General features: G+C 65.5%; 22 protein-coding genes and 1 riboswitch. Of the genes, 11 read left to right on the top strand and 11 right to left on the bottom strand.

What is annotated here, in order from left to right; genetic code table 11:
• Window positions 1–120: 120 nt before the first annotated feature.
• The gene (locus CXX84_RS15725) at window positions 121–1,524 is read right to left on the bottom strand and encodes an MFS transporter (protein WP_102977662.1); all 1,404 of its coding nucleotides are present in this window, start codon (window positions 1,522–1,524) and stop codon (window positions 121–123) included.
• 194 nt (window positions 1,525–1,718) lie between these two features.
• Here CXX84_RS15725 and CXX84_RS15730 point away from each other — a divergent pair, with 194 nt between their 5' ends.
• From CXX84_RS15730 to mnhG, 6 genes are read left to right on the top strand one after another with little or no spacing between them, the layout of a single operon-like run.
• Complete coding sequence (locus CXX84_RS15730; protein ID WP_102977663.1) at window positions 1,719–4,793, top strand: Na+/H+ antiporter subunit A; 3,075 nt, start codon at window positions 1,719–1,721, stop codon at window positions 4,791–4,793.
• The gene (locus tag CXX84_RS15735) at window positions 4,790–5,428 is read left to right on the top strand and encodes a Na(+)/H(+) antiporter subunit C (protein WP_102977664.1); all 639 of its coding nucleotides are present in this window, start codon (window positions 4,790–4,792) and stop codon (window positions 5,426–5,428) included. Before CXX84_RS15730 ends, CXX84_RS15735 begins: the two co-directional genes overlap by 4 nt.
• A complete protein-coding gene (locus CXX84_RS15740; protein WP_102977665.1) occupies window positions 5,425–7,029 on the top strand; it encodes a Na+/H+ antiporter subunit D in 1,605 nt (534 codons plus the stop codon). Before CXX84_RS15735 ends, CXX84_RS15740 begins: the two co-directional genes overlap by 4 nt.
• A complete protein-coding gene (locus CXX84_RS15745) occupies window positions 7,026–7,571 on the top strand; it encodes a Na+/H+ antiporter subunit E (RefSeq protein ID WP_102977666.1) in 546 nt (181 codons plus the stop codon). Before CXX84_RS15740 ends, CXX84_RS15745 begins: the two co-directional genes overlap by 4 nt.
• Window positions 7,568–7,843: a monovalent cation/H+ antiporter complex subunit F gene (locus CXX84_RS15750; protein ID WP_102977667.1), complete on the top strand. Its 276-nt coding sequence runs from the start codon at window positions 7,568–7,570 to the stop codon at window positions 7,841–7,843. Before CXX84_RS15745 ends, CXX84_RS15750 begins: the two co-directional genes overlap by 4 nt.
• Window positions 7,833–8,234: a monovalent cation/H(+) antiporter subunit G gene (gene mnhG, locus CXX84_RS15755; protein ID WP_102977668.1), complete on the top strand. Its 402-nt coding sequence runs from the start codon at window positions 7,833–7,835 to the stop codon at window positions 8,232–8,234. The genes CXX84_RS15750 and mnhG overlap by 11 nt, the downstream gene beginning before the upstream one ends.
• A gap of 17 nt (window positions 8,235–8,251) precedes the next feature.
• Here the strand turns inward: mnhG and CXX84_RS15760 are convergent, their stop codons facing one another.
• The 8 genes from CXX84_RS15760 to CXX84_RS15795 all read right to left on the bottom strand — a co-directional run bounded on the left by CXX84_RS15760 (window position 8,252) and on the right by CXX84_RS15795 (window position 13,593).
• Window positions 8,252–8,515 (bottom strand): DUF4235 domain-containing protein, encoded by a 264-nt coding sequence (locus CXX84_RS15760; RefSeq protein WP_102977669.1) that lies wholly within the window; start codon window positions 8,513–8,515, stop codon window positions 8,252–8,254.
• A gap of 68 nt (window positions 8,516–8,583) precedes the next feature.
• Window positions 8,584–8,799 carry a CDGSH iron-sulfur domain-containing protein gene (locus CXX84_RS15765; protein ID WP_102977670.1) on the bottom strand — a complete coding sequence of 72 codons (216 nt, stop codon included), beginning with the start codon at window positions 8,797–8,799 and terminating at the stop codon, window positions 8,584–8,586.
• A complete protein-coding gene (locus CXX84_RS15770) occupies window positions 8,796–9,851 on the bottom strand; it encodes a glycosyltransferase (protein WP_189337623.1) in 1,056 nt (351 codons plus the stop codon). Before CXX84_RS15770 ends, CXX84_RS15765 begins: the two co-directional genes overlap by 4 nt.
• Window positions 9,848–10,903, bottom strand: a complete 1,056-nt coding sequence (locus CXX84_RS15775) for an iron-containing redox enzyme family protein (RefSeq protein ID WP_102977671.1) — start codon at window positions 10,901–10,903, stop codon at window positions 9,848–9,850. Before CXX84_RS15775 ends, CXX84_RS15770 begins: the two co-directional genes overlap by 4 nt.
• A gap of 71 nt (window positions 10,904–10,974) precedes the next feature.
• Window positions 10,975–11,481 (bottom strand): DUF4383 domain-containing protein, encoded by a 507-nt coding sequence (locus tag CXX84_RS15780; protein WP_102977672.1) that lies wholly within the window; start codon window positions 11,479–11,481, stop codon window positions 10,975–10,977.
• Window positions 11,482–11,600: 119 nt separating this feature from the next.
• Window positions 11,601–12,734, bottom strand: coding sequence for a glutamate--cysteine ligase (locus CXX84_RS15785; RefSeq protein ID WP_102977673.1), 1,134 nt, complete (start codon window positions 12,732–12,734; stop codon window positions 11,601–11,603).
• Between the two features lie 5 nt (window positions 12,735–12,739).
• Window positions 12,740–12,949, bottom strand: a complete 210-nt coding sequence (locus tag CXX84_RS15790) for a hypothetical protein (protein WP_102977674.1) — start codon at window positions 12,947–12,949, stop codon at window positions 12,740–12,742.
• A gap of 101 nt (window positions 12,950–13,050) precedes the next feature.
• Window positions 13,051–13,593, bottom strand: a complete 543-nt coding sequence (locus tag CXX84_RS15795) for a heme-degrading domain-containing protein (protein WP_102977675.1) — start codon at window positions 13,591–13,593, stop codon at window positions 13,051–13,053.
• Between the two features lie 70 nt (window positions 13,594–13,663).
• Window positions 13,664–13,804: riboswitch (TPP riboswitch) on the top strand.
• A gap of 66 nt (window positions 13,805–13,870) precedes the next feature.
• Here CXX84_RS15795 and CXX84_RS15800 point away from each other — a divergent pair.
• From CXX84_RS15800 to CXX84_RS15810, 3 genes are read left to right on the top strand one after another with little or no spacing between them, the layout of a single operon-like run.
• Window positions 13,871–14,494 (top strand): ECF transporter S component, encoded by a 624-nt coding sequence (locus CXX84_RS15800; protein ID WP_102977676.1) that lies wholly within the window; start codon window positions 13,871–13,873, stop codon window positions 14,492–14,494.
• Window positions 14,494–16,044 carry an ABC transporter ATP-binding protein gene (locus tag CXX84_RS15805; protein WP_102977677.1) on the top strand — a complete coding sequence of 517 codons (1,551 nt, stop codon included), beginning with the start codon at window positions 14,494–14,496 and terminating at the stop codon, window positions 16,042–16,044. Before CXX84_RS15800 ends, CXX84_RS15805 begins: the two co-directional genes overlap by 1 nt.
• On the top strand, window positions 16,041–16,841 hold the full coding sequence (locus tag CXX84_RS15810; protein WP_102977678.1) for an energy-coupling factor transporter transmembrane component T family protein: 801 nt from the start codon (window positions 16,041–16,043) through the stop codon (window positions 16,839–16,841). Before CXX84_RS15805 ends, CXX84_RS15810 begins: the two co-directional genes overlap by 4 nt.
• A 41-nt stretch (window positions 16,842–16,882) precedes the next feature.
• On the opposite strand, the gene CXX84_RS15815 is transcribed toward CXX84_RS15810, so the two are convergent.
• A complete protein-coding gene (locus tag CXX84_RS15815) occupies window positions 16,883–17,731 on the bottom strand; it encodes a hypothetical protein (protein ID WP_102977679.1) in 849 nt (282 codons plus the stop codon).
• A gap of 174 nt (window positions 17,732–17,905) precedes the next feature.
• Here CXX84_RS15815 and CXX84_RS15820 point away from each other — a divergent pair, with 174 nt between their 5' ends.
• A complete protein-coding gene (locus CXX84_RS15820; RefSeq protein WP_102977680.1) occupies window positions 17,906–19,429 on the top strand; it encodes a UDP-N-acetylglucosamine 1-carboxyvinyltransferase in 1,524 nt (507 codons plus the stop codon).
• A 68-nt stretch (window positions 19,430–19,497) separates the two neighbouring features.
• On the top strand, window positions 19,498–20,724 hold the full coding sequence (locus tag CXX84_RS15825) for a glutamate--cysteine ligase (RefSeq protein WP_102977681.1): 1,227 nt from the start codon (window positions 19,498–19,500) through the stop codon (window positions 20,722–20,724).
• Between the two features lie 12 nt (window positions 20,725–20,736).
• Here the strand turns inward: CXX84_RS15825 and CXX84_RS15830 are convergent, their stop codons facing one another.
• The gene (locus tag CXX84_RS15830; RefSeq protein WP_102977682.1) at window positions 20,737–22,344 is read right to left on the bottom strand and encodes an HNH endonuclease signature motif containing protein; all 1,608 of its coding nucleotides are present in this window, start codon (window positions 22,342–22,344) and stop codon (window positions 20,737–20,739) included.
• Window positions 22,345–22,367: the final 23 nt, after the last annotated feature.

Raw genomic sequence — 22,367 nt, forward strand, 5'->3', positions numbered from 1 at the left:
GAGTGTCAGCGGACTGCTGCGGCACCTTCCGCCCCATGCGCTCCAGCACTTGGGAAAGATGCAGCAGCACCTGGGGGAGACGCAGCAGCACTTGGGGCAAACGCAGCACGCTGCCCGTTGTCAGGCGGAAGGAACCACTGCGATGGGTGCCTTGTCCGGTGACTTCACCGGCAGCAGGACCAGCAGCCCGGCGAGGAGTACCACCATGATGCCCAGGATGCCCCAGCGCTGTGCCTCGCCTGGTGCAACGAACTGGGCAGCGACGGTGATGCTCAGGGTGAAGAGCGCCGGTGCCAGGAAGCTGACGGCGCGGCCGGTGGTGGCGTAGAGGCCGAACAGTTCACCTGACTCGCCGTGCGGGGCCAGTCTTGCCAGGTAGGCGCGCGATGAGGACTGCGCAGGTCCCACGAACAGGCAGAGGAAGAGCCCGAACACCCAGAACGTGGTGCTGCCGGCCCAGGCGAGGCCCAGGAAAACGTAGTCGCCGTTGCCGAGCACCAGGATGAACGTGCCGGCGATGAGGAGGCCCGCCAGCGAGCCGATAATCACGCGCTTGGGGCCGATCCGGTCGTCCAGGAACCCGCCGGCCACGGCACCGACAGCTGCCACAACGTTGCCGAAAATGGCGAAGAAAATCACCTGGGGCAGCTCAAAGCCAAAGGTCCCTGCCGCGATGATTCCGCCGAAGGTAAAGACTGCAGCCAGGCCGTCACGGAAAATGGCGCTGGCCAGCAGGAAGTAGATGGTGTGCGGACTGGTGGCGTAGATGGCCTTGATCCGCCGTATCAACAGCCCGTAACTTGCCAGGAAGCCAAGCCGCTTCGCCTGGCTGGAACGCGGAAGCTCGGGGACGGCGAACAGTACCGGGAGGGCGAAGATGAAGAACCAGAGGGCGGAAAAGACCGCCACCAGCCGGATGTTCAGGCTCTCCTGCGTGGACGAACCGAACCAGTCGAAGCTCGGCTGGACGAACAGCTGCAGAACGATCAGCAGGGCGACGATGCCGCCAAGGTAGCCCGCCCCCCAGCCGAATCCGCTGACCCTGCCAATGTTTTGCGGCGTGGATATCTGGGCGAGCATGGCGTTGTAGTTGACGCCGGCGAACTCGAAAAACACATTGCCCAGGGCTATCAGGGACACCCCAAGCAGCAGGAATTCCGGCTGCGGGAACACGAAGAAGCACAAAGCGGTCAGGAGGGCGACGGCGGCCGTGTTGACTCCCAGCCACAGCTTGCGGCGGCCGCCTGCGTCGGAGCGCTGACCGGTGACCGGTGCCAGCAGGGCAATCGTCAGGCCGGCAATGGCCAGGGCAGTTCCCAGGACCGCCGAGGCCCGGTCTTCGCCGCCGAAGGCGTTGGAAGTGAGGTACACGGTGAAGACGAACGTGGTCATGACCGCGTTGAAAGCCGCCGATCCCCAGTCCCATGACGCCCAGGCCAGGATGCGGCCCTTGCTGGTGCCCCGGGTCCCGGCTTCCAGGTCCGAGGACGGCGGCGTTGCCCCTAAAGCGCTGGCGCTGTTCATATGGTGCATCGTATCCGCCCAGCGCGAACATGAGGCGGAGGGAACCCCCGGGAGGACCGGATTTGCGTGCGGTGTTGCGGGTTAAGCGGAGAGGCGGGCGCCCAAGCCTTGATAAACTGGATCCTCCCGGACCTAACGAATAAACCGCCTGCTCCAACTTTGACAATCGAATCCCTGACGTTGCGGAGATACCAGTGATAACAGTCCTTGCCGTGCTCTTTTCGGTGGCTGTCCTGGCGCCTTTCCTGTTCAGGGCCTGGGGCCGCAACGCGTTCTATGCACTGGCGGCTGTTCCTGCTGCGTCCTTTGCCTGGCTGCTGCTGCAGCATGGCCCGATCTACTCGGGGGCCGGCTCCGTCAGCGAAACAGTCCCGTGGATTCCCGGGCTCAAACTCGAGCTTGCTTTCCGTATGGATGCCCTGGCCTGGGTCATGTCCCTGCTGGTGCTGGGCGTCGGCTCACTGGTCCTGGTCTACTGTGCCAGGTACTTCAAGAAAGATGACCAGGACCTTGGCGGGTTCGGTGCCCAACTGCTGGCCTTTGCCGGGGCGATGTTTGGGCTGGTGGTGGCGGATGACCTGCTGCTGCTGTTCATCTTCTGGGAACTCACCACAATCCTGTCCTACCTCCTGATAGGTTTCGCCCGCACCAGGCTGGCTGCGCGCCGGTCCGCTCTGCAGGCGCTGATGGTCACCACGGCAGGCGGACTGGCCATGCTGGTGGGCCTGATCATGCTCGGCCAGGCTGCCGGCACCTACCGGATTTCCAGCATCCTGGAGCAGGCGCCGGCCCTCGCCGGCGGAGCCTCCGCTTCGATGGTGGGAGCCGCCGTCGTCCTTATACTGGTGGGCGCCATCACCAAGTCCGCCCTGGTGCCCTTCCACTTCTGGCTCCCCGGCGCCATGGCCGCGCCGACCCCCGTCAGCGCTTACCTGCACGCCGCAGCCATGGTCAAAGCCGGCATCTACCTGGTTGCCCGGCTCGCTCCCGGCTTTTCGGAGACGGCCTACTGGCAGCCCGTAGTGCTGGGACTGGGCCTGGCCACCATGCTGGTGGGCGGCTACCGGGCCTTGCGCCAGACAGACATCAAGCTCATCCTCGCCTACGGTACCGTCAGCCAGCTGGGCTTCCTGACCATGGTGGTGGGCCTTAGTACCCCCGACGCGGCGCTCGCGGGGCTGGCGATGCTCCTGGCCCACGGACTCTTCAAGGCCACCCTCTTCCTGGTGGTGGGGATCATCGACCACCAATCCGGAACGCGCGATGTACGCAAGCTGTCCGGGGTTTTCCGTTCCTCCCGGGCGCTGGGCGTGGTGGCCGGCATTGGCGCGGCATCAATGGCAGGAGTTCCCCTGTTGGGCGGCTTCGTGGCCAAGGAATCTGTGCTGGAGGCTTTTGTCCACCACGCGGGCGATCCCGACGCCGGGGTCTGGGGAATGGTGGTCCTTGCCGGGCTGGTCCTGGGCTCCGTCCTCACCTTCGCCTACAGCGCGCGCTTTATGTGGGGTGCTTTTGCCGTCAAGCCAGGCGTGGAGACCACGCCGTTCAAAGCAATCAGGCCTTCGTTCCTGGCGGCGCCGGCGGTCCTCAGCCTCCTGACGGTCATCTACGGGCTGTGGCCGGTTCCAGTCGATTCGTGGATCCAGCCGTACGCCGCATTGTTCGCCTCCACCGCTCCCGACGCCGGATCGGCCGCTGACCAGGCCGGCCACCTCGCGTTGTGGCATGGTTTCACGCCGGCACTGGGCCTGACGGCCCTCACGTTCGTGCTGGGCCTGGCGATGTACTTTGGCCGCGACGCGGTCTCGCGGGCGCAGTCCCTGGTGCCGCCATGGGTGGACGGGGACAAGGCGTACCAGTACACCATCGGCGGGCTGGACGACGCAGCGGTGTGGATCACCGGCCGCACGCAGCGCGGCTCCCTGTACTACTACTTGGCGGTCATCCTCAGCGTCGCCTTTGTCCTGCCGCTGTCCGCCATCCTGGTAGCCGGCAAGCCGCTCCCGGACGGCATCTACCTCATAGACCCGGGTTCCCCGCTCCAGCTCGTGGTGGGCGCCGGGATCGTGATCGGCGCCCTCGCAGCGGTCAAGGCCAATAAGCGGTTCCTGGCGGTCCTGATGGTTTCCGTCACCGGGTACGGCATCGCGCTGATGTTCGCGCTGCAGGGCGCCCCGGACCTGGCCCTGACGCAGATGCTGGTGGAAACCATCATCCTGGTGGCTTTCGTGCTGGCGATGCGCAGCCTGCCGCCGGAACTCCGCGACCGCACGGGCGGCAAGTACCGTGTGGTCCGCGTGATCATTGGTTTGGGATTCGGCGTCACCATGGTCTTCGCTGCGATTTATGCCATGGGGGCACGGATTGCAACGCCTGTTTCGCTGGAGTTTCCCCGCCTCGCCTATGAGGGCGGCGGGGGGCTTAACATCGTCAACGTGACCCTCGTGGACATCCGCGCCTGGGACACCTTCGGTGAGATCACTGTCCTGGCGCTGGCCGCCACCGGTGTGGCGAGCCTGATCTTCGTCCGTGGACGCGGCGACAAGATCCTGAACTCCGCCACTGTTGCTGAGGGAACTGTGGGCCGCCGCCGGGGCGTCGACCCTGGTACCCGCGACGCTGCGGCCCTCGCTGTCAGCCGAAAGTTTGCTGCCTCTGCACGCGATGCATGGATCGTGGCGGGCCGCACCCTTGCCCCCGAGCGCCGGTCCATCATTTTCGAGGTGGTCACGCGGCTGATCTTCCACTCCATGATCATGTTCTCGCTGTACCTGCTGCTGGCCGGACACAACCTGCCAGGCGGCGGCTTTGCCGGCGGCCTGACAGCCGGCCTCGCCCTGACCATCCGGTACCTGGCCGGCGGCCGCTTCGAACTCCGCGAAGCCACACCGGTGAGCGCAGGAGCGCTGCTGGGGATCGGGCTGGCCGTGGCTGCGGCGTCCGGGGCAGTGCCGCTGCTTCTGGGCGGCCAGGTCTTCCAGACCGCCATCATCGAGCTATGGCTGCCGGTGTTCGGCGACATCAAGTTCGTCACCTCCACCATTTTCGATATCGGCGTGTACATCGTGGTGGTGGGCCTGGTGCTGGACGTCCTGCGGAGCCTTGGCGCCGAAATCGACGAACACGTCGAAAACCGGTCCGTCGCCCGCCACGGCGACGGGGCCCTGGAGGAGCCGGATTCCGCCGGGAACACACCCTCCGGAGCTTCCGCACCAGGGCAAGAGCCCGAAGGCGTTGCTGCCGAGACCACCGGAAAGGGCCAAGCATGAGTGTAAACCTGACCCTCCTCCTCGTCATGGGAGCGCTGTATGCCTGCGGCATTTACCTGGTCCTCGAGCGCAGCCTGACCCGCGTACTGCTGGGCCTGATGCTCCTGGCCAACGCCACCAACCTGCTGATCCTGGCCACCGGCGGCTACGCCGGACTGGCGCCGCTGTACTCAAAGGACGTTGCCGCCCAGGATTACAGCGACCCTCTTCCGCAGGCGTTGATCCTGACGTCCATCGTCATCTCCTTTGCGGTTACTTCCTTTATGCTCGGCATCATCTACCGCACCTGGGTGCTGGCGCGACGCGACGAGATCCAGGATGACGTGGAAGACCTCCGGGTTGCTGAAACGCCGAGCTTCGACGCGGAGGACGACGCCGAGATCCCCGCTGAAACCTCGGAGTTCCCGCTCACCATGCTGGGGACCGACGGCTACAGCGTCTCCAACCATCCGGCCCACCGCAGCGGCGGCGGCTCCGCGACGGCCGGCGGGGAAGCAAGCCCGGAGGGCGGACACGGCACCGGCGGGGCAACACTCATGGCCGGCGGACGTGAAATCAGCGCCGAGCAGGCCGCTGCGGAAGAAAAACCCGGCTCCACCAATGTGGCCCCCGGGCCGGAAGGAGGCGGACAATGAACCTCGCAAGCCTCGCCCCGCTCGCCGTCTTACTCCCCATCCTGGGCGCCGCCCTGACCTTCCTGCTCATCCGGCACACCCGCGCCCAGCGCGCCGTCAGCATTGCATTGCTGTCCCTCACACTCCTGCTTGAGTGTGTCCTGCTGGCCTCCGTCTGGGATGGCGGCACGGTTGCTGTCACCATCGGCGGCTGGCTGCCGCCCTGGGGCATCGTGCTGGTGGTGGACCAGTTCTCCTCCCTGATGCTGGTGGTCTCCTCGGCAGTGAGCCTTGCCGTCCTGGTGTACGCCACCGGCCAGGGAATGGCCGACGGCGACCAGGATGCGCCGGTCTCGATCTTCCACCCCACGTATCTGATCCTGGTGGCCGGAGTCTCCAATGCCTTCCTGTCCGGGGATCTCTTCAACCTGTACGTGGGTTTCGAGATCCTGCTGACGGCAAGCTACGTGCTGATGACGCTGGGCGGCACCGGGCCCCGCATCCGCGCAGGCGTCACGTACGTGGTGGTGTCCGTAGTGTCCTCCGTGCTGTTCCTGATCTCCATCGCCATGGTGTACGGGGCAACCGGAACGATCACCATGGCGGACCTGGCCATCAAGCTCGGTGAGCTGGACCAAGGTACCAGGACTCTCCTGCACGTCATGCTGCTGGTGGCGTTCGGCATCAAGGCCGCCGTCTTCCCCCTGTCCTTCTGGCTGCCGGACTCCTACCCCACCGCACCTGCCCCGGTCACTGCGGTGTTCGCGGGCCTGCTCACCAAAGTGGGCGTCTATGCCATGGTGCGGACCGAGACGCTGCTGTTCCCCGGGGACTCGTTGAACACGCCGTTGATGGTGGCGGCGCTGCTGACCATGGTGGTGGGAATTTTGGGCGCCCTGGCGCAAAGCGACATAAAACGTCTGCTCTCCTTCACCCTTGTCAGCCACATTGGCTACATGGTGTTCGGCCTGGCGATGTCCTCCGTTGCAGGACTCGGGGCCGCCGTGTTCTACGTGGCTCACCACATCACCATCCAGACCAGCCTCTTCCTGGTGACCGGCCTGATTGAACGCCGGGGCGGCAGCTCCTCGGTGGACCGGCTGGGCGGCCTGGCCAAGCTCTCGCCGCTGCTGGCACTGCTGTTCTTCGTGCCCGCCATGAACCTGGCCGGGATCCCGCCGTTCTCCGGTTTCCTGGGGAAGGTGGGTCTTATGCAGGCCGGCGTTGAGCTGGGAACACCGCTGGCGTACGCCCTGGTGATCGGCGGCGTGGTGACCAGCCTGCTGACACTGCTTGCGGTGGCCAGGGTCTGGAACCGCGCCTTCTGGCGCAGGCCCTCCGACGCCGAACATCCGGATCCCGTGCTGCTGGCACCCCCTGCCGGGCGGGCCACCGGGCCCGGAGCCAAAGCGAACACCGTGACCTTGCTGCCGCGCACCATGGTGGGTTCCACCGTGGGGCTGGTGGTCCTGGGCGTGGCGCTGACCGTCTTTGCCGGGCCGCTGTTCACGGTCTCGGACCAGGCCGCGCAGGACATGCTGGACAGGTCCTCGTACATCCAGGCAGTCCTGGGTGAGGACACCGAGGTTCCGCTGATCGTGACTGCAGGAGGAGGAAAATGAGCCGCCGACGCATTTCCCTGCGCCAGGAGCTGCCGCTCCTGGTGTGGCTCGTCGTTGTGTGGGGTGCCCTGTGGCAGGACTTCAGCCCGGGCAACCTTCTCTTCGGAGCGCTGCTGTCAGTTGCCGTTGCACGGCTGTTCTACCTTCCGCCGGTGGAATTGAGCGGCCGCTTCAACATCCTCTACGCGGTTCCCTTCGCGCTCGTTTTCCTGGCCAAGGTGGTGGTTGCCAGCGCGCAGCTCCTGTTCCTGGCCATTACGAAGGGCCCCAAGGTGACCAACGCCGTCGTCGCAGTCACGCTTCGCAGCCACCAGGACCTGCTGGTGACCGCCACAGGGCACGTCATCTCGCTGATTCCGGGTTCGCTGGTGGTTGAGGTGGACCGGTCAACATCCACCCTGTACCTGCACGCGCTCAACATCAGCTCCCCGGAGGAAGTCCAGAACCTGAAAGACGAGGTGCGGTCCATCGAAGCGGGGCTGATCAGGATCATGGGCACCAGGGAAGAGCTCGAAGCTGTACGAATGGAGGCGGCCGCATGATGCAGATCGTTTTGGCTGTTACTGCCGTGATCTTCTCACTCGCTGCCGCCGGCGCGATTGTCAGGATCTCCCGCGGCCCGTCACTGCTGGACCGGGTGCTGGCCACCGATGTCCTGCTGGCCATCCTCGGCGGGGCGCTGTGTGTGGACATGGCCGTCAACAGGCACTTGAACAACCTGATGCTGGTGGTGGCCATCTCGATCATTGGCTTTATCGGGTCCGTGACGGTGGCCAGGTTCGTGGCTGACCGGAGGGAACCCCATGAGTCCTGATGCAACCGGCCTGGATGCCTGGGTTGACATGCTGTCCGCGGTGTTCATGATTGTTGGGGCCACCATGTCACTGGGCGCAGCCATCGGCCTGCTGCGTTTCCCCGACCTTCTGAGCCGTATGCACGCAGCCACCAAGCCGCAGGTGCTGGGGCTGTTCCTGCTCCTGGCTTCCATCGGGCTGCAGATGCGGACCTGGTGGGTGTGGCCCGTGCTGTTTGTGGCCTGGATCTTCCAGCTGCTCACCGCGCCGGTCTCCGCGCATATGGTGGGCCGCGCGGGCTACCGCACCAAGCACCTGCACCGCGAGCTCCTGACCTCCGATGAGCTGGATGCCGTAGTGCAGAAAGCCGCCGCCAAAGCCGCCCGTGAGGACGGTTCTGGCGACGGCTGAAAGGCAGCCTGCTGCTGCTAGACGATGTCCTGGGTCTTGGCGAAGCGGGTGATGGCGCGCTGGGTCCCACGGTTGGCAAGGACCTGGATGATGGTGCTGACCGAGGCCGAGATCAGGGCGAATGTCAGCGCGGACTGCAGGCTCGTGGGGACGTCCTCGTCCCTGCCGGTAGGCGGCTTCCGTCCGGTGGACTTTTCCCAGATGGTGTTGACCAGCTTGGTGCCGACGAAGCCTGCACCGAGGCTCACGCCGGTGCCGAGCAGCTTGATGAAAAGGTTCATTCCTAGTACTCCTTGCGGGCGGAAAACGGGCTGTACCTAGCCTATCTGGCCTTTGGCGGGTCTCTTGCTCAGCTTGCCGGAGGTTCCGTGCGGAACTTGATCATCTTGTGCGTGCCGTCGCAATAGGGCTTGATGGCCGACGCTCCGCACCGGCACAGGGCCACGGTTTTGCGTTCACGGGGCACCGGCTCCCCGGACGGTGTAACAATCTCAAAGTCACCCCGCACAATCAGCGGCCCGTCGGGGCACACCACAATGGAGCTCTCGGCCGGTTCCTGGTTCATCTCTGCTCCTGCTCTGGGTTACTGATGGAAGTCCATAAATGTTGATTGCGCTGTGCGGCAAGCTTGCCACGGTGCCGCCGCTGGAGCACGGCCTCACTGTGGGCTGCTGTCTTCAGCCTCGTTCCTGCGTACGGTACGCCGCCGGTCAGCCTGAAGCCGAGGGCGATCCAGATGCAGACGGCGCGCTCCACGGTCCACAGCGGGGCAAACCACGCGGCCCTGAACGGGAAGACGGCTGTTCCCTGGTGCCGCCGTCGTCCGATTTCTGCGGCAACCGCCGGCGCCGCTGCCAGCCCAAGGAAAGCGGGCCCGCGGTACCGTGCGGGCAGGCACGCCGCGGCGAGGACGGCCGGCAGCAATGCCAGCTCGGCGGCCAGCCTCCGCGGCTGGGCGAAATCGTCGTAGGCCTGGCGGACGCGCTGCTTCAGGAAATGGCGGGCGTTGGGTGGCCTGCGGGCCACAAAGAGATCCGGGATCACCTTCTCCCGGCCTCCTGCAGCCTTGATGGTCCGGATCAGCTCAAGGTTTTCAAAGAGGACCCCGTCGTACCCGCCCGTTGCCAGCAGCGCACTCCGCCGCAGCGCCAGCGTCCCGGGAAAGTCCGCAGACCAGGCACGGTTGATGAGGGTCCTCGCCGTATCCCACCGAGCGTGCCACGGCAGGGGGTCGTAGTAGTTTTGCGGCCGCACCACCTCCGCCGAGTCGAGGTGTCGGACGACGGCGGCAAGGGACTCGCGCGTGTAGCGCACGTCGTCGTCCGCAATAACCAGCAGGGCCGCCGTCGAGGCCCGCACCCCCGTCATCACCCCGGCCACCTTGCCATTGCCGGCACCCGCGCTGCTGAAGGGCCCGGGCGGAATATGACGGACGGCAGGCGGAAACACACTGCGATGGCGCTCGAACGCAGCGGGCGCTGAACCGTCCACCACAGTGACAGGAATCCATTCCGTGAGGCGGCCGAGGTATGCAACAAGGTCCGGCAGATCCGCACCATCCGTCCAGCGGAGGGGCAGGATGTACTCCGCCGCGCGGCTCACGGCCGGCGTGCTCATGCCGCTGCCGGCACTGCCGCCCTGAGCGAGCTCTTGCCGTTTTCCCAGGATTGGAGGATATGGGCGGACAATCTGCCATCCACTGCCATGACCGCCGTGGCGCCGAACAGTACGTCCGCGAGCAGGTGGGGTTCAGCCTCCACCAGGCCTCCCGCCAGGTCCCGGCCTGCGATCTGCTCGTGGACAGCGTCGGCTTCCACGTGCTCATCGAAGTAGTGGGTAACGCCGGCGTCGAAACCGTGCCGGCGGAAGCCGTTGCCGTACAGCCTGTTGGGCTGGGATGACGTCATTTCGTACATGGCGAGGTGTCCGGTGATGGCTCCCCGCAACCGGCGGTTCAGGCCGAACAGCGACATCATGTTCACAGCGGCGAGGGAGAGGGCGGGAACGGCGTCCACATAGGCCCCGTATTCGTCGGCCATGCCGAGGCCCCTCATCGTGCGTGCGAAAAGAGCGCTGTGCATCCGCTCCGGCCGTCCGCCGCCATACTCGTCCGCCTGTATTTCCACCAGGGCTGCTTTCGGCCGTCCGGAGAGCCGCGGGATGGCAAAAGTGTGCGGATCCGCTTCCTTCAACTGGTAAATGGACTTGTGGATCAGGAATTCCTTGAGCTGGTCCATGCTGGCCTTCTTGGCAACGAACCGGGAGAGGCTGGGGCCGGTGTCCCGGCCTGCCAGGCCGAACAGGACATCTGCCACTGCGTCGCTGGTGGCGCCTGCTCCTGCGGGAAGCTCCACCTCTCCCGCTGCTTCTGCCGCAGCCTGGCGGAGGGCAGCTTCAAAGGGTCCCTCCAAGAGGTGGCGTACCTGGATCAGTCCCGGCGCCCACTCCCAGTCGTCACTGACGCCTTCAAGGCCCGAGTAGTGGAGCTCGTAGAGGCAAAAGAGCGTCAGCTGAAGGTCGTCGTCCTCGATGATGTCCGGGGTGGCGGCCAGGCGGGTGCTGATCATCCGGTGCAGCGCTTGGAGGGTGTTGCCAGCGGTGCCGGGTTCTTCCGGAAGAACGCCGAACAGGGCCGTGCTGATAGGGCCCCGGGGTTCTGGGATTTTCATGATGCTCCTTCAGGTCTGGCGTTTGTGCCGGTTCCGCTCACTCTGCGTTGAGGACGGGATGGGTGAAAATGTCAGCGTCTGCGGGTGCCGGACGCTGAGGGGCTGGTGGTCCTGCCGGCATGGCCGGATGTACCGGCGGCTGGGGCGGGACCCCGGGCCAGCATGATGGCCAAAGTGATCATGGCCAGGCCAAGGACCAGGTGCAGCCAGTTGTCCGCCTGGTTTGCAGGGAGGAAGTTCGCGGGGGTGGCGTCGCCCACCAGGAGTCCGTACAACCAGAGGACCAGGTAGATGACGCCGCCGTATATGAAGAAGCTCCTGGCCTGCGGGTGGGAGCGGGACGTCAGGACGCCTGCAATCCCAAAGAGCAGGTGGACCGCGTTATGGAGCACGGATACCTGGAAGATCCCGAGCAGCAGGGCTCCCGACTCGTGGCCGGCCGGGTCCAGGGAATGGTAGCCGGAGGTGATGCCGGGAACGAATCCCAGGATGCCCACCAGACAGAAAAGGCCACCCGTCCAGAGGGCAGCTTTCTGAAGGCCTGTTCGGGCGCCTGTCAGGCGGATGCTGGCTCCCATATGTCGTACTCCTCAAACGCTGGAAACAACATAGTAAGCATGATTACTAATAATTGCTAAGTAGACTTTGTATCTCATGGCCATCGGGTTACACCCCGCCCGCAGTCTAACTGCCCGGGTCAACAGCCGCTGGTGGTGGTTTCCGCGGCGTACATGATGACGTCGCGGAGTTTGCGGGAACGGGAGAAAGCCAGGCGCTGCAGCCGGGCGCCCGTGCCCTCCGTCAGGATCTGGCGCACTGCCGCCTCCACTACCCTTGCATCCCCGGCTTTCTCCAGGGCAGGGCCGATGTGGGCCAGCAGGGCACCCACGCACTCCTCCGCCGGCAGGGGGCGGTTCAGGACGGGATGGATCAAGTCGTCGTCGATCCCAAACCTGCTGGCCCGCCAGGAAGCGAGCCGGATCATCTCCACCGGAACGGGAGGAGGAACTATTCCTGCGGCCCAATCACCCGCCGCCGTTTCCACCAGGGCGCGGACAATGGCCGCGACGGCCGTTGCGTGTTCCGGCTTGAGGCAGACGTCAGGGACGCGCACCTCCACTGTTGGGTACGTTGCTGAGAGGCGGGCATCGAAATAGATCATGGCCCGGTCCAGTAGGACATTGCAGGAGAGCAGCATGTCGATGAGGTTCCGGTAGGCGGCGGCCGAGCCGAAGATTTCCGTGGGCCCGGCAGTCGGCCAGCGCCGCCATACCTGGTACCGGAAGCTCGCGTAGCCGGTGTCCTGCCCATGCCAGTACGGAGAGTTGGCAGCCAGGGCGATGAGCATGGGAAGCCAGACGCGGATCCGGTCCAGGACGGCTACGCCTTCCTCGTCGGAGTTGATCGAGACGTGGATATGGAAGCCGCACATCAGCTGCTCCCGCAGGATCAGGCCGAACCGCTCCTCCATCGCAAGATAGCGCGCCTGGCCCTGGGTGTGGGGCAGGACGTCCAGGGGCGAGGTGCCCAGGGCAACGGCACGGGCACCCAGCGCAGAGGCCTGCCGATCAGCTTCAGCACGTCCGGCCCTCAGGGCCGAGTCAAGGTCCTGCAGGTTGGTGAAGGGTGCCGACACGGCTTCCACCTGCTCACGCTGGACCTCCGCAGTGAGGCTTGTCCTGCGGCTGCCGCGCGCACTCTTGGCCATTGCCTTCGCGGAAGCTGTCCCGGCGGAAGGTGCTGCCTGAAGGAGATCGCCAGCCACCGGGGCGTGGTTTCCGGTCCGGGCATCCACCAGCAGAAACTCTTCCTCAACCCCGAAGCTGCGCACAGCCGCTAGCCTCCCTGGCTGTTCCACACATAGGGATTAACGTGCTGGCCGCCATGGCGGCCATGGTCATACCCTTGCTGCCAGGACTTCCCGACGGCGGATACCAGCTCGGCGAGCAACGGATAGTAGGGGTGGTCCGGGCCGATGAAAATCATTTCTTCCCAGGCTTTGTCCAGCGCCGCCCGGACCTGGTTTTCCATTGTTGGACCAGTCACGACGCCCTCCCGGATGGAATTCCCGCCATTCGCCTCGAATGTACCCCCGGCCGATCTCGGGTGTCCATAGCGGGAGGAGCCGCTGAAACCAGGCCGGGCCGTCAGTCTGTTCCGGCGGAGCTGAGGATGTCCCGCAGGGCCTCGACCACGAGGTCGTGGTCCTGCACCTGGGGAAGCCCGGATACGGTAACCGTTGCTACGGCACCCACCCCTGCGACGTAGACCGGGAACGAGCCGCCGTGCGCCGCATAGCGGGACTCATCGAACCAGCCGTGGTTCTCGATGCGTCCGCCGCGCAGCCGGCCCCGCAGGCCCACCAGGAGCGAGGGAACCTCGTACCGGGCGGCAGTCCGCTGCTTGGCCCGGATCCAGTGCCCGTTGTCCGGTGTTGCTCCCGGCAGGGCAACATGGAAGAGGACCTGCTCGCCTTTGGTGATGTCGATGGCAATCGGCAAACCGCGCTCCTTGCCCAGCTCGACGAGGAGCAGCCCCAGGTTCAGGGCGTCGTCAGGGGAGAAGCCCGGAAACTGCAGCTCCCGGATCTCCGCCTCGACCCGGGCAATGGATGCTTCCAAGGACCCCTCCGGCTGGGCGGCATCGGAATCGGGATCGTACGCGGTCACATCTGGTGGGTTGGCAGTCATGGCCCACAATCTACCCCTCCTGCGGTAAACTGGGCCACGCCCACCAGGGCGATTATTTACCTACAGAATCATTCAACGACAGGGGAGCGCCGCCGTCGGGCATCACTGGCTTTGCCAGGGACCGCAGGTGGGCGCTGAGAGTGCGGACAGCCGCAGACCCTCGAACCTGATCCGGTTAGTACCGGCGCAAGGGAGTCGAGTTCTCGAAGTGCGCGCGCAGGGGCAGCAGCTCCGGCAGGCGCGTCCACTTTCCCCTCCTGTTCCTCAGGAGGATCACATGGCAACAACAGCAATCAAGAAGCCCGCCCGCAGGTCCTGGCGCGTCGTGGACATTGTGGTGGCGGCGCTCATCGCCATCGCCGGCGGTGTCATCTTCTGGGCCTGGTCCCAGGGAGCCGCAGCCGTCTCCGCGCCCATGAACGCCGTCTACCCGCCCCTGACCGGCCTGCTGGCCGGCGGCTGGATGATCCCGGCCGTGCTGGGCATGCTCATCATCCGCAAGCCCGGCGCCGCGCTGTTTTGCGAAACCGTTGCCGCCACCGGCGAGCTGTTCATGGGTTCGCAGTATGGCGCCTCCGTGCTGTTCTCCGGCTTCGTCCAGGGCCTCGGTGCCGAGATTATTTTCGCGATCTTCGTGTACCGGAAGTTCAACCTGCCCGTAGCGCTGCTCGCGGGCGCCGCGGCCGGTTTGTTCTGCGGCCTGAACGACTCCTTTGCACCGTGGGGCTGGAACATCGCCTACTCCGGCGGGGACAAGCTGGCGTACATCGTCTTCACCGCCATTTCGGGCGCCGTGATCGCAGGGGGACTGTCCTGGATTGCCACCCGCGGCCTGGCCAGGACGGGTGTCCTGAGTGCCTTCGCGTCGCGCAAGGCGGCAACGGAGCCAGTCTTCTCCTGATGACCTCGTTAAGCTGCGGCGCCTCCGTTGCGGTGCGTCCGGCTGCCGTCTCAGCCCAGGGCTGGGGCTGGCAGCACGCCGGGCGTGCCAAGCCCGCTGTCCGCTCCCTGGACCTGGATATCCGCCCGGGGGAGCGGGTGCTCCTCCTGGGACCGTCGGGTGCCGGCAAATCGACGCTCCTCCATGCCCTGGCAGGGGTTCTGGGGGACATGAACGACGACGGCGAAGCGGGCGATTCCGATGAGTCGGGTTCGCTGCTGGTTGACGGCGCCCCGCCCCGCGAACAGCGCGGCCGGGCCGGACTGATGCAGCAGGACCCGGAGACCCAGGTGGTTCTCTCCCGGGTTGGTGACGACGTCGCCTTCGGCGCCGAGAACCTCGCCGTGCCACGGGAAGAGATCTGGGCCCGCGTGCACGAGGCGCTGAACGACGTCGGACTTTCCCACCTGCCGCTGGACCATCCGACGGCGGCCCTGTCCGGCGGGCAAAAACAACGCCTGGCGCTCGCAGGAATACTGGCGATGCGTCCGGGACTGATCCTGCTTGACGAGCCGACCGCCAACCTGGACCCCGCCGGCGTGCTGGAAGTCCGCGACGCCGTGGTGCGCTGCCTCGATAAAACCGGGGCAACGCTGGTGGTGGTGGAGCACCGGGTGGCCGTGTGGAAAGACGTGGTGGACCGGATCGTGGTGCTCCAGCCGGGGAGCGCCACGGAGGAAGCGGTGCTGCTTGACGGGCCGCCGGACCAGGTGCTGGCGGAGGCGCGCACAATGCTGATTGCCGCCGGCGTCTGGGTGCCCGGCTTTGTCCCGGACACCAGGCTGCGGGGGCAGGAGGCTGCTGCCGGCGCAGGCAGCCTCCTGCTCGCGGCGGAAAACCTTGCGGTCTCCCGTGAACGTGCGCGGCGAAGGGGCTTCCGGAAGGTTCCCCCGGTGCCCGTGCAGGCGGGTATTTCCGCCCAGGTCCGGGCCGGGCAGGCGCTTGCCATCACGGGCCCCAACGGAGTGGGAAAGTCCACCTTTGCCCTGACCCTGGCCGGGCTCCTGGAACCCGTAGCAGGGAAGGTATCAGCCACCCTGGACCTCAGCCGCGGTGCCGGAATAGACCCCTATGGGTGGAAAGCCGAGCAGCTGATTGAGCGAATCGGCACCGTATTCCAGGAGCCTGAGCACCAGTTCGTCACCGGGAAGGTGCTGGACGAACTGCTGTTCGGCCCCCGGCACCTTGGCCACGGCGAGGAGCGCGTGGACGAACTCCTGGAGCGGCTGCGGCTCACCCACCTGGTGGACGCGAACCCCTACACCCTCTCCGGCGGGGAAAAGCGGCGGCTCTCCGTGGCCACAGTACTGGCGGCGCATCCCCAGGTCCTGGTCCTGGACGAGCCGACATTTGGCCAGGACGCCAACACGTGGGCAGAGCTGGCCTCGTTCCTTTCGGAGTTGCTGGACGCCGGCACCGCCGTTGTGTCTGTGACCCACGATGCTGAGTTCACGGCCGCCCTGGGAGGAACGGAGTTCCGGATGGCTGCGGCGGAACCGGTGGCACGATGAGGCAGGAGCTGAATCTTCGCGGCAACCAGGCCCTGCTGACCCGCGCGAATCCACTGAGCAAGTTTGCCGCGGTCTTCCTCATCACCGCGGTGCTGGCGCTTTCCATTGACTGGGTGTCCGCGTCGGTGGCGCTGGCCTTCGAGTTCCTGCTGTTTCCGCTGGCGGGCCTGACCCTGACTCTGCTGTGGCAGCGCGGCTGGCCGCTGATCCTCGCAGCCGCGGTGGGAGGCTGGAGCACCTCCATCCTGGCTCCGGACAGCGGAAGGACGCTGATCGACGTCGGCATCTGGACCATGAGCGAAGGCTCGCTGGAGCTGGGCGCCGGGTTCATGCTGCGCGGACTGGCGATTGCCCTGCCGGCGGTACTGCTGATGAGCTGTACGGATCCCACGGACCTGGCCGATGCGCTGGCGCAGAAGGCGCGCCTTCCGCACCGGTTTGTGCTAAGCACCCTCGCTGCCATGCGGCTGGTGGGCCTGATGGCCGAGGAATGGCAAACCATCGGCATGGCCCGCCGGGCCAGGGGAGTGGGCTCCCGCGGCAGCGCGGCCCAACGGATTAAGGCGACGCTGGGCCAAAGCTTCGGACTGCTGGTGCAGGCAATCCGGCGTGCTTCCAGGCTTGCGGTGACCATGGAGGCCCGCGGCTTCGGCGGAGGGCGCCGGACATGGGCCCGTGAATCAACCTTCCGCCCGCTGGATATCTGGGTGCTCTCGGGCGGTGTGGTGATGGCTGGGACGGCTGTCCTTGCAGCAGTTTCCCTCGGGACCTGGAACATGGTGTGGCTGGGGAGCTGACGCCTGCGCAGCCGATTTTGCGCACCTGGCCCTGCGCGGCCTTAAGCGCAGGAATAGTTGTAGTCGAATCCCCTCGACACAAACTGGGTCAGAGCAACCCTGCCGCCGGCGGTCAGGGGCGGATGTGAACAGGCCCTGGCTGCCCCGGAAGCGTTGAGAGATCCAGCCAGCCAGCTCGGCAGGGAGTAGAGGTTGCTCGAGGTGTTGACAGTCCCCACAATCCGGTCCCATTGCCGGCGGGCTGAATAGATGCCCACCTGGGCTCCGATGCTGTGGAAAAAGTCCGTCATGCCTTCCAGCACCGTCCGATTGGCGTCCCTATCGGTGCTCGACCAGGTATTTTCGGTTTCCACATCCAGCCACCAGAAGTAGGCGGAAGGGTTGCTGATGCCGCGGAGGTAGGCGTCGTCATGCGCCTTGGCGTAGCCGTACATATAGGCGCAGGCCTTCCCGTAGTCCCCGGCCTTGCAAGGGCCGTACGGGTTGTGGACTGCCTTGCCAGCCGGATATTCGTCGTCTTCCGGCCACCAGGAGCCTGCGGCGCCGGGATTCGCTGTATTGACGTAGAGGGAGACAGTGGGCTGGTCCGGGTGTCCTGCGGAATCTTCTGCCCACGTGAGCTGCTCGAGCAGGCAGGGATTGGTGGTATTGGCCAGGCCGTTGTTAACTCCCACAATCGCAAATGCCTGCTCCTCAGGAAAACTGGCATTGCACTGCGGCCAGGAGATGTCGTTGCCGAGAAGCGACTGCTGTCCCTCCCCGGGTGAGGGCGCCGCGTTGGCAGGGGAAGCGGGGATAAAGAGCAGGGCGGCGATAACCAGACCCACGATGTTCCGTACGGTTCGTGTGGTTGGAGCGGGCAATGACTTGTTCGGTGGTGTCCGGCGCATACTGCCTCCGTTGCCGCTGGACCAGGAGATGCTTACCAGTCTCCCGCTCTTTGCTCGTTACGGCAAGGCAAGAAGGGGCACTTCTATCGCATGTAGTGGGTAAGCGTTCTCCCTGAATACCAGTGATTGACGAGTTTTCCCGCGCAGTAGCTCATTTATGATATAAATCTTGTCATGACGCAAGAGACTGCTGAGCACGTTGCCGCCATGTTGAGGGATGCCCGGGGCGAGAAGGGCTGGACCCAGGGGCAGTTGGCCGCCGAGCTCGGAACGAGCCAGAGTGCCGTGGCCCGGATGGAGCAGGGCAAACAGAATTTGAGCCTCAAGATGATTCAGCGCCTGGAAACGATCTTTGGCAGGAGCATCGTCAATGTGGGCAAGCCGCAGATGACCCACCTGCGGGTTGAGGGTGGACATACCCTTTCAGGTTCCGTGGATGTCAACAGCAGCAAGAACGCCGGGGTGGCATTGCTGTGCGCCAGCCTCATCAACCGGGGTACCACCATTCTTCGCCGCCTGGCCCGGATCGAGGAGGTCAACAGGATTGTCGAGGTCCTGACCAGCATCGGCGTGGAGTGCATCTGGTTGAACGACACTGACCTGCAGCTTCGCCGGCCGGCGGTGCTTGACCTGGAAGCGATGGATGTTGATGCTGCCCGCCGTACCCGCAGCGTGATCATGCTCCTGGGTCCGTTGCTGGATGAGTCGGAGGAGTACCGGCTTCCGTATGCAGGTGGCTGTGATCTTGGGACCCGGACGGTGGAACCCCACATGCAGGCATTGCGGCAGTTTGGACTGTCGGTGGAAGCAACGGCCGGCTTTTACGCAGTTCAGGCCCCGTCCGCAGATGCCCGCGACCGCTCATTCGTCCTGAGTGAACGGGGAGATACCGTCACCGAGAACGCCATCATGGCGGCGGCCCATCGCGAGGGAACAACCATCATCCGGAATGCCAGCCCCAACTATATGGTGCAGGACCTCTGCTTTTACCTGCAGATGCTGGGAGTGGATATTGAGGGCGTAGGCACCACTACCCTGAAAATCACCGGCCGCCTGTCCATCGACGCCGAGATCGAGTACTTTCCGTCGGAAGATCCCATCGAGGCCATGAGCCTCATCACCGCGGGCATTGTCACCAACTCCGAGGTGACCATCCGCCGCGTGCCCATCGAATTCATGGAAATTGAGCTCGCCACCTTGGGGCAGATGGGCCAGCAGTTGGAGATATCCGGCGAATACATGGCCCGGAACGGCCGGACGCGCCTGGTGGACGTGACCACGAAGCCTTCAGAGCTGCGTGCTCCTGAGGACAAGATCCACCCGATGCCGTTCCCCGGTCTCAATATCGACAACCTGCCCTTCTTTGCGGTCATTGCAGCGAACGCCCAGGGCCAGACCATGATCCATGACTGGGTCTACGAAAACAGGGCCATCTACCTCACGGAGCTGAACCGGCTTGGTGCCCAGGTGCAGCTGCTGGACCCGCACCGCATTTATGTCAATGGACCAACAAAATGGCGTGCTGCCGAAGTTGGCTGCCCCCCGGCGCTTCGCCCGGCAGCCTGCCTGCTGTTGGCGATGCTTGCCGCCCGGGGAGTGTCCGAGCTGCGGAACATCTACGTCATTGAGCGCGGGTATGAGGACCTGGCGGAGCGGCTGAACGCCATCGGTGCGAAAGTGGAGTACTTCCAGGACTGACCTTTCACGGTTCGTCATCCACGCGGGGTGCACCGCCAAAAACTTCCTCCCTGGCGCAGAATGGCACTATGCGTACATTCGGCGTAGAGGAAGAGCTCCTGATTGTAGATCCGGAGTCGGGGGAGCCGCTTGCCCTGGCCGATGCGCTGCTGTCCGGGCACAGGATGGCAGCGGACGACGCTCCCGATCCACGTTCCCTGGCCACCGAAGACAAAACCGTTTACGACGACGACGAGATGGGCTTGAGTGCCGAGCTTAAGCTTGAGCAGATCGAGACCCAGACACGGCCTTGCCTGGAGCACGGCGAGCTGCTGGCCCAGATCCGGGCCGGCCGGACGCTTGCTGACCGGGCCGCCCGAAAGAACGGTGCCAGGGTAGCTGCGCTTGCCACCTCGCCGCTCGCTTCCACCAGCCATACGACGCCGGACCCCCGGTATGCCCGGATGCTGGAGCGCTTTGGCCTGACGGCGCAGGAGCAGCTCACGTGCGGCTTCCATGTCCATACGTATGTGGCGTCGCCGGAGGAGGGTGTAGCCGTCCTGGATCGGATTCGGGACAAGCTGGCCGTGCTGACTGCCTTGAGCGCAAACTCGCCGTTCTGGAACGGGCTGCAGACAGGCTTCGAGAGCTACCGGACGCAGGCGTGGAACCGGTGGCCCACCGCGGGACCGGCGGGCATTTACGGGACCTATCCGGCGTACCGCCGGGTGGTCACCCGTTTGCTGGACAGTGGGGTGATGCTGGACGAGGGGATGCTCTACTTCGACGCACGGCTATCCCGGAACCACCCCACCGTGGAAGTCCGTGTGGCCGATGTTTGCCTCCGCGCCGAGGATGCCGCAATCATCGCACTCCTGGTGCGCGCACTCGTGGAGTCCGGCAGCCGGGAATGGAAAGACGGGGTGGACCCGGCGCCGGTGCCCACCGTGCTGCTGCGCATGGCTTCCTGGCAGGCAAGCAGCAGTGGCCTGCGTGGGGAGATCCTCGATTTCGGCACGTTCAGGCCCGCGCGGGCCGCGGATGTGGTGCGATCGCTGGTGGACTATCTGGCCCCGGTGCTGGACGAGCAGGGAGAGCTGGCAGTCGTGCGGCAAGGGGTGGAGGACATTATTGCCCGCGGGACAGGGGCAGCCGAGCAGCGCCGGGTACGTGACAGGGTCCTGGCGGCATCCCGGCCTGATGATTTGGGCTTCGGTGCCGTGGTCAGCCACGCAGTCAACATCACCATGCGGGGCGCCCCGGACCTGTCCGACGTGGACGCGGCCCCGGACCTCCTGCGGGTCCGGCAGTCCTAGCGAATACGAAAGTTAAGGGACGGAGAGGGCCTTGTCCAACCAAAGGTGCCACTCAGGGAACGGGTCCGGAGGCAGAACCGGGGGCACGGCGTAGAAGCTGTCCCAAACGGGGTCGTCAGGTGGGGAAATACCCGCCTCATCCGGCCAGCCTTCCAGGCGACGGTAGATTCCCTGGGGCCATTGGGGTGGTTCCCAGTCGTGGTGTTCGGCTTTGTAGTGACGTCCGGTGGGTGAGGTCCAGCCTGGTGGTTCATTCCGGGTTGCCGCGGTTGGTGTCCAGCCGCTGGCGTGTTTGAGGTGATGGTGTTTGGGGCAGAGCTGGGCCAGGTTGCTGATGCCGGTTGTGCCGCCATGGTGCCAGGCGGTGAGGTGGTCGGTGTCGTTGTCGAGCGAGTGGTTGTTGCAGCCTGGAAAGCTGCATTTGCTGTCACGCACGCGCAGGGCCTGCTTCATCGCTTTGGTAAGCCGGTAGCTGGTCCGGCCGATTTCCAGTGGTGCGCCGTCTCGGGGGTCGACCAGGACGCGGTAGAACGAGGTAGCCCCGCCAGCGACGAGGTTACGTGCCATGGACGCCGGGATCGGGCCATGGCCGTCCAAGAGGGCGGGTTCGTCCGTGGCTCCGAGCAGGGCGAACACCGGGACGGTGACCAGCACGTCGGCCTTGGGCGTCGGGACCGTGCCGATGCCCGCGTTGTCCCTCATTGTGTTGTCCCCCATTGTGTTGTGCCTGGTTGTCTCGTCTGCCGTCTCTTCATCGGGGGTGTTCGCGTTCCGGGCAGTGCCCGCAGGGGCGGCGAGCAGGAGGCTGGCGGCGATGTCGGGCCGAAGTTGAGTGAGTGTTCGGGGCTCGTGGGGGCCTTGGAGGCCGCGGGCGAGGGCGGTGGTGCGGTTCCAGATGGCGTTTGCGGTATCGCCGGGCAGGTAGAGCGAGAGCCAGGCCATGCCGTCGCGGTCCTTGGCGTATTCCATGCGCCGATCGGCTACGCCCTTGGCGTGGCGTTGCTCGAGGGATTCAGGGTGGTGGCGTTCCCTCCAGGTACGGACCTTGGCGCGGAACCGGGAGGGGACGAGCTCACCGGCCGCGGCGCCGCGCGCCGGGTTGGTCGCATCGGGGTCCAGGAAATGGTCGACCAGGGCGGCGGCCCCGGCGGGGTCAAGGCCGTCGGTTTCGTCGGCGAGGATTTTGGCGTGCTGCCAGGAGATTATTCCGGCAGACAGGGCGTCCAGTACCAGCGGCAGGGAGCGGAGCCGGCGGGACTGGGTGGTGAGCGTCCCGGCAGCTGGGGAGCTTACGGTCAGCGCGCCGGCGATTTCCTCCACCGCTGACATTTCGGCGTAGGTTCGTTCATGCAGGGGCGCGTTGGGTGGGGTCATGGCGTGCTGCAGTTCGACGGCCTCGGCCGTGTCCCGGGCTTTGAGCGCGGCAAGCTGGGCTTCCATCTGCTTGATCCGCCCCAACCGTTCCAGGCGGACCTCGTACGCGCGCTGCAGCACATCGACGCCGGCGCCGGCAGCGGCCGCCGCGTCCAGGGAAACTTCCTCAAGGAACAGCGCCTCCAGGGCGTCGACCGAGGCATGAATGCCCTCCATCGCCACTGCAGTCCCCGCGCCGCTTCCCATAGAAACATCCTCTAACGGGGGTC

It is taken from the genome of Arthrobacter sp. AFG7.2 (genome assembly GCF_002892835.1).
GTDB lineage: Bacteria > Actinomycetota > Actinomycetes > Actinomycetales > Micrococcaceae > Arthrobacter.

What these genes read in the sequence shown, in the direction of transcription:
- CXX84_RS15725 (WP_102977662.1), bottom strand. Translation starts at nt 1,524, where the DNA reads ATGAACAGCGCCAGCGCTTTAGGGGCAACGCCGCCGTCCTCGGACCTG.
- CXX84_RS15735 (WP_102977664.1), top strand. Translation starts at nt 4,790, where the DNA reads ATGAGTGTAAACCTGACCCTCCTCCTCGTCATGGGAGCGCTGTATGCC.
- CXX84_RS15740 (WP_102977665.1), top strand. Translation starts at nt 5,425, where the DNA reads ATGAACCTCGCAAGCCTCGCCCCGCTCGCCGTCTTACTCCCCATCCTG.
- CXX84_RS15745 (WP_102977666.1), top strand. Translation starts at nt 7,026, where the DNA reads ATGAGCCGCCGACGCATTTCCCTGCGCCAGGAGCTGCCGCTCCTGGTG.
- CXX84_RS15750 (WP_102977667.1), top strand. Translation starts at nt 7,568, where the DNA reads ATGATGCAGATCGTTTTGGCTGTTACTGCCGTGATCTTCTCACTCGCT.
- mnhG (WP_102977668.1), top strand. Translation starts at nt 7,833, where the DNA reads ATGAGTCCTGATGCAACCGGCCTGGATGCCTGGGTTGACATGCTGTCC.
- CXX84_RS15760 (WP_102977669.1), bottom strand. Translation starts at nt 8,515, where the DNA reads ATGAACCTTTTCATCAAGCTGCTCGGCACCGGCGTGAGCCTCGGTGCA.
- CXX84_RS15765 (WP_102977670.1), bottom strand. Translation starts at nt 8,799, where the DNA reads ATGAACCAGGAACCGGCCGAGAGCTCCATTGTGGTGTGCCCCGACGGG.
- CXX84_RS15770 (WP_189337623.1), bottom strand. Translation starts at nt 9,851, where the DNA reads ATGAGCACGCCGGCCGTGAGCCGCGCGGCGGAGTACATCCTGCCCCTC.
- CXX84_RS15775 (WP_102977671.1), bottom strand. Translation starts at nt 10,903, where the DNA reads ATGAAAATCCCAGAACCCCGGGGCCCTATCAGCACGGCCCTGTTCGGC.
- CXX84_RS15780 (WP_102977672.1), bottom strand. Translation starts at nt 11,481, where the DNA reads ATGGGAGCCAGCATCCGCCTGACAGGCGCCCGAACAGGCCTTCAGAAA.
- CXX84_RS15795 (WP_102977675.1), bottom strand. Translation starts at nt 13,593, where the DNA reads ATGACTGCCAACCCACCAGATGTGACCGCGTACGATCCCGATTCCGAT.
- CXX84_RS15800 (WP_102977676.1), top strand. Translation starts at nt 13,871, where the DNA reads ATGGCAACAACAGCAATCAAGAAGCCCGCCCGCAGGTCCTGGCGCGTC.
- CXX84_RS15805 (WP_102977677.1), top strand. Translation starts at nt 14,494, where the DNA reads ATGACCTCGTTAAGCTGCGGCGCCTCCGTTGCGGTGCGTCCGGCTGCC.
- CXX84_RS15810 (WP_102977678.1), top strand. Translation starts at nt 16,041, where the DNA reads ATGAGGCAGGAGCTGAATCTTCGCGGCAACCAGGCCCTGCTGACCCGC.
- CXX84_RS15815 (WP_102977679.1), bottom strand. Translation starts at nt 17,731, where the DNA reads ATGCGCCGGACACCACCGAACAAGTCATTGCCCGCTCCAACCACACGA.
- CXX84_RS15820 (WP_102977680.1), top strand. Translation starts at nt 17,906, where the DNA reads ATGACGCAAGAGACTGCTGAGCACGTTGCCGCCATGTTGAGGGATGCC.
- CXX84_RS15825 (WP_102977681.1), top strand. Translation starts at nt 19,498, where the DNA reads ATGCGTACATTCGGCGTAGAGGAAGAGCTCCTGATTGTAGATCCGGAG.
- CXX84_RS15830 (WP_102977682.1), bottom strand. Translation starts at nt 22,344, where the DNA reads ATGGGAAGCGGCGCGGGGACTGCAGTGGCGATGGAGGGCATTCATGCC.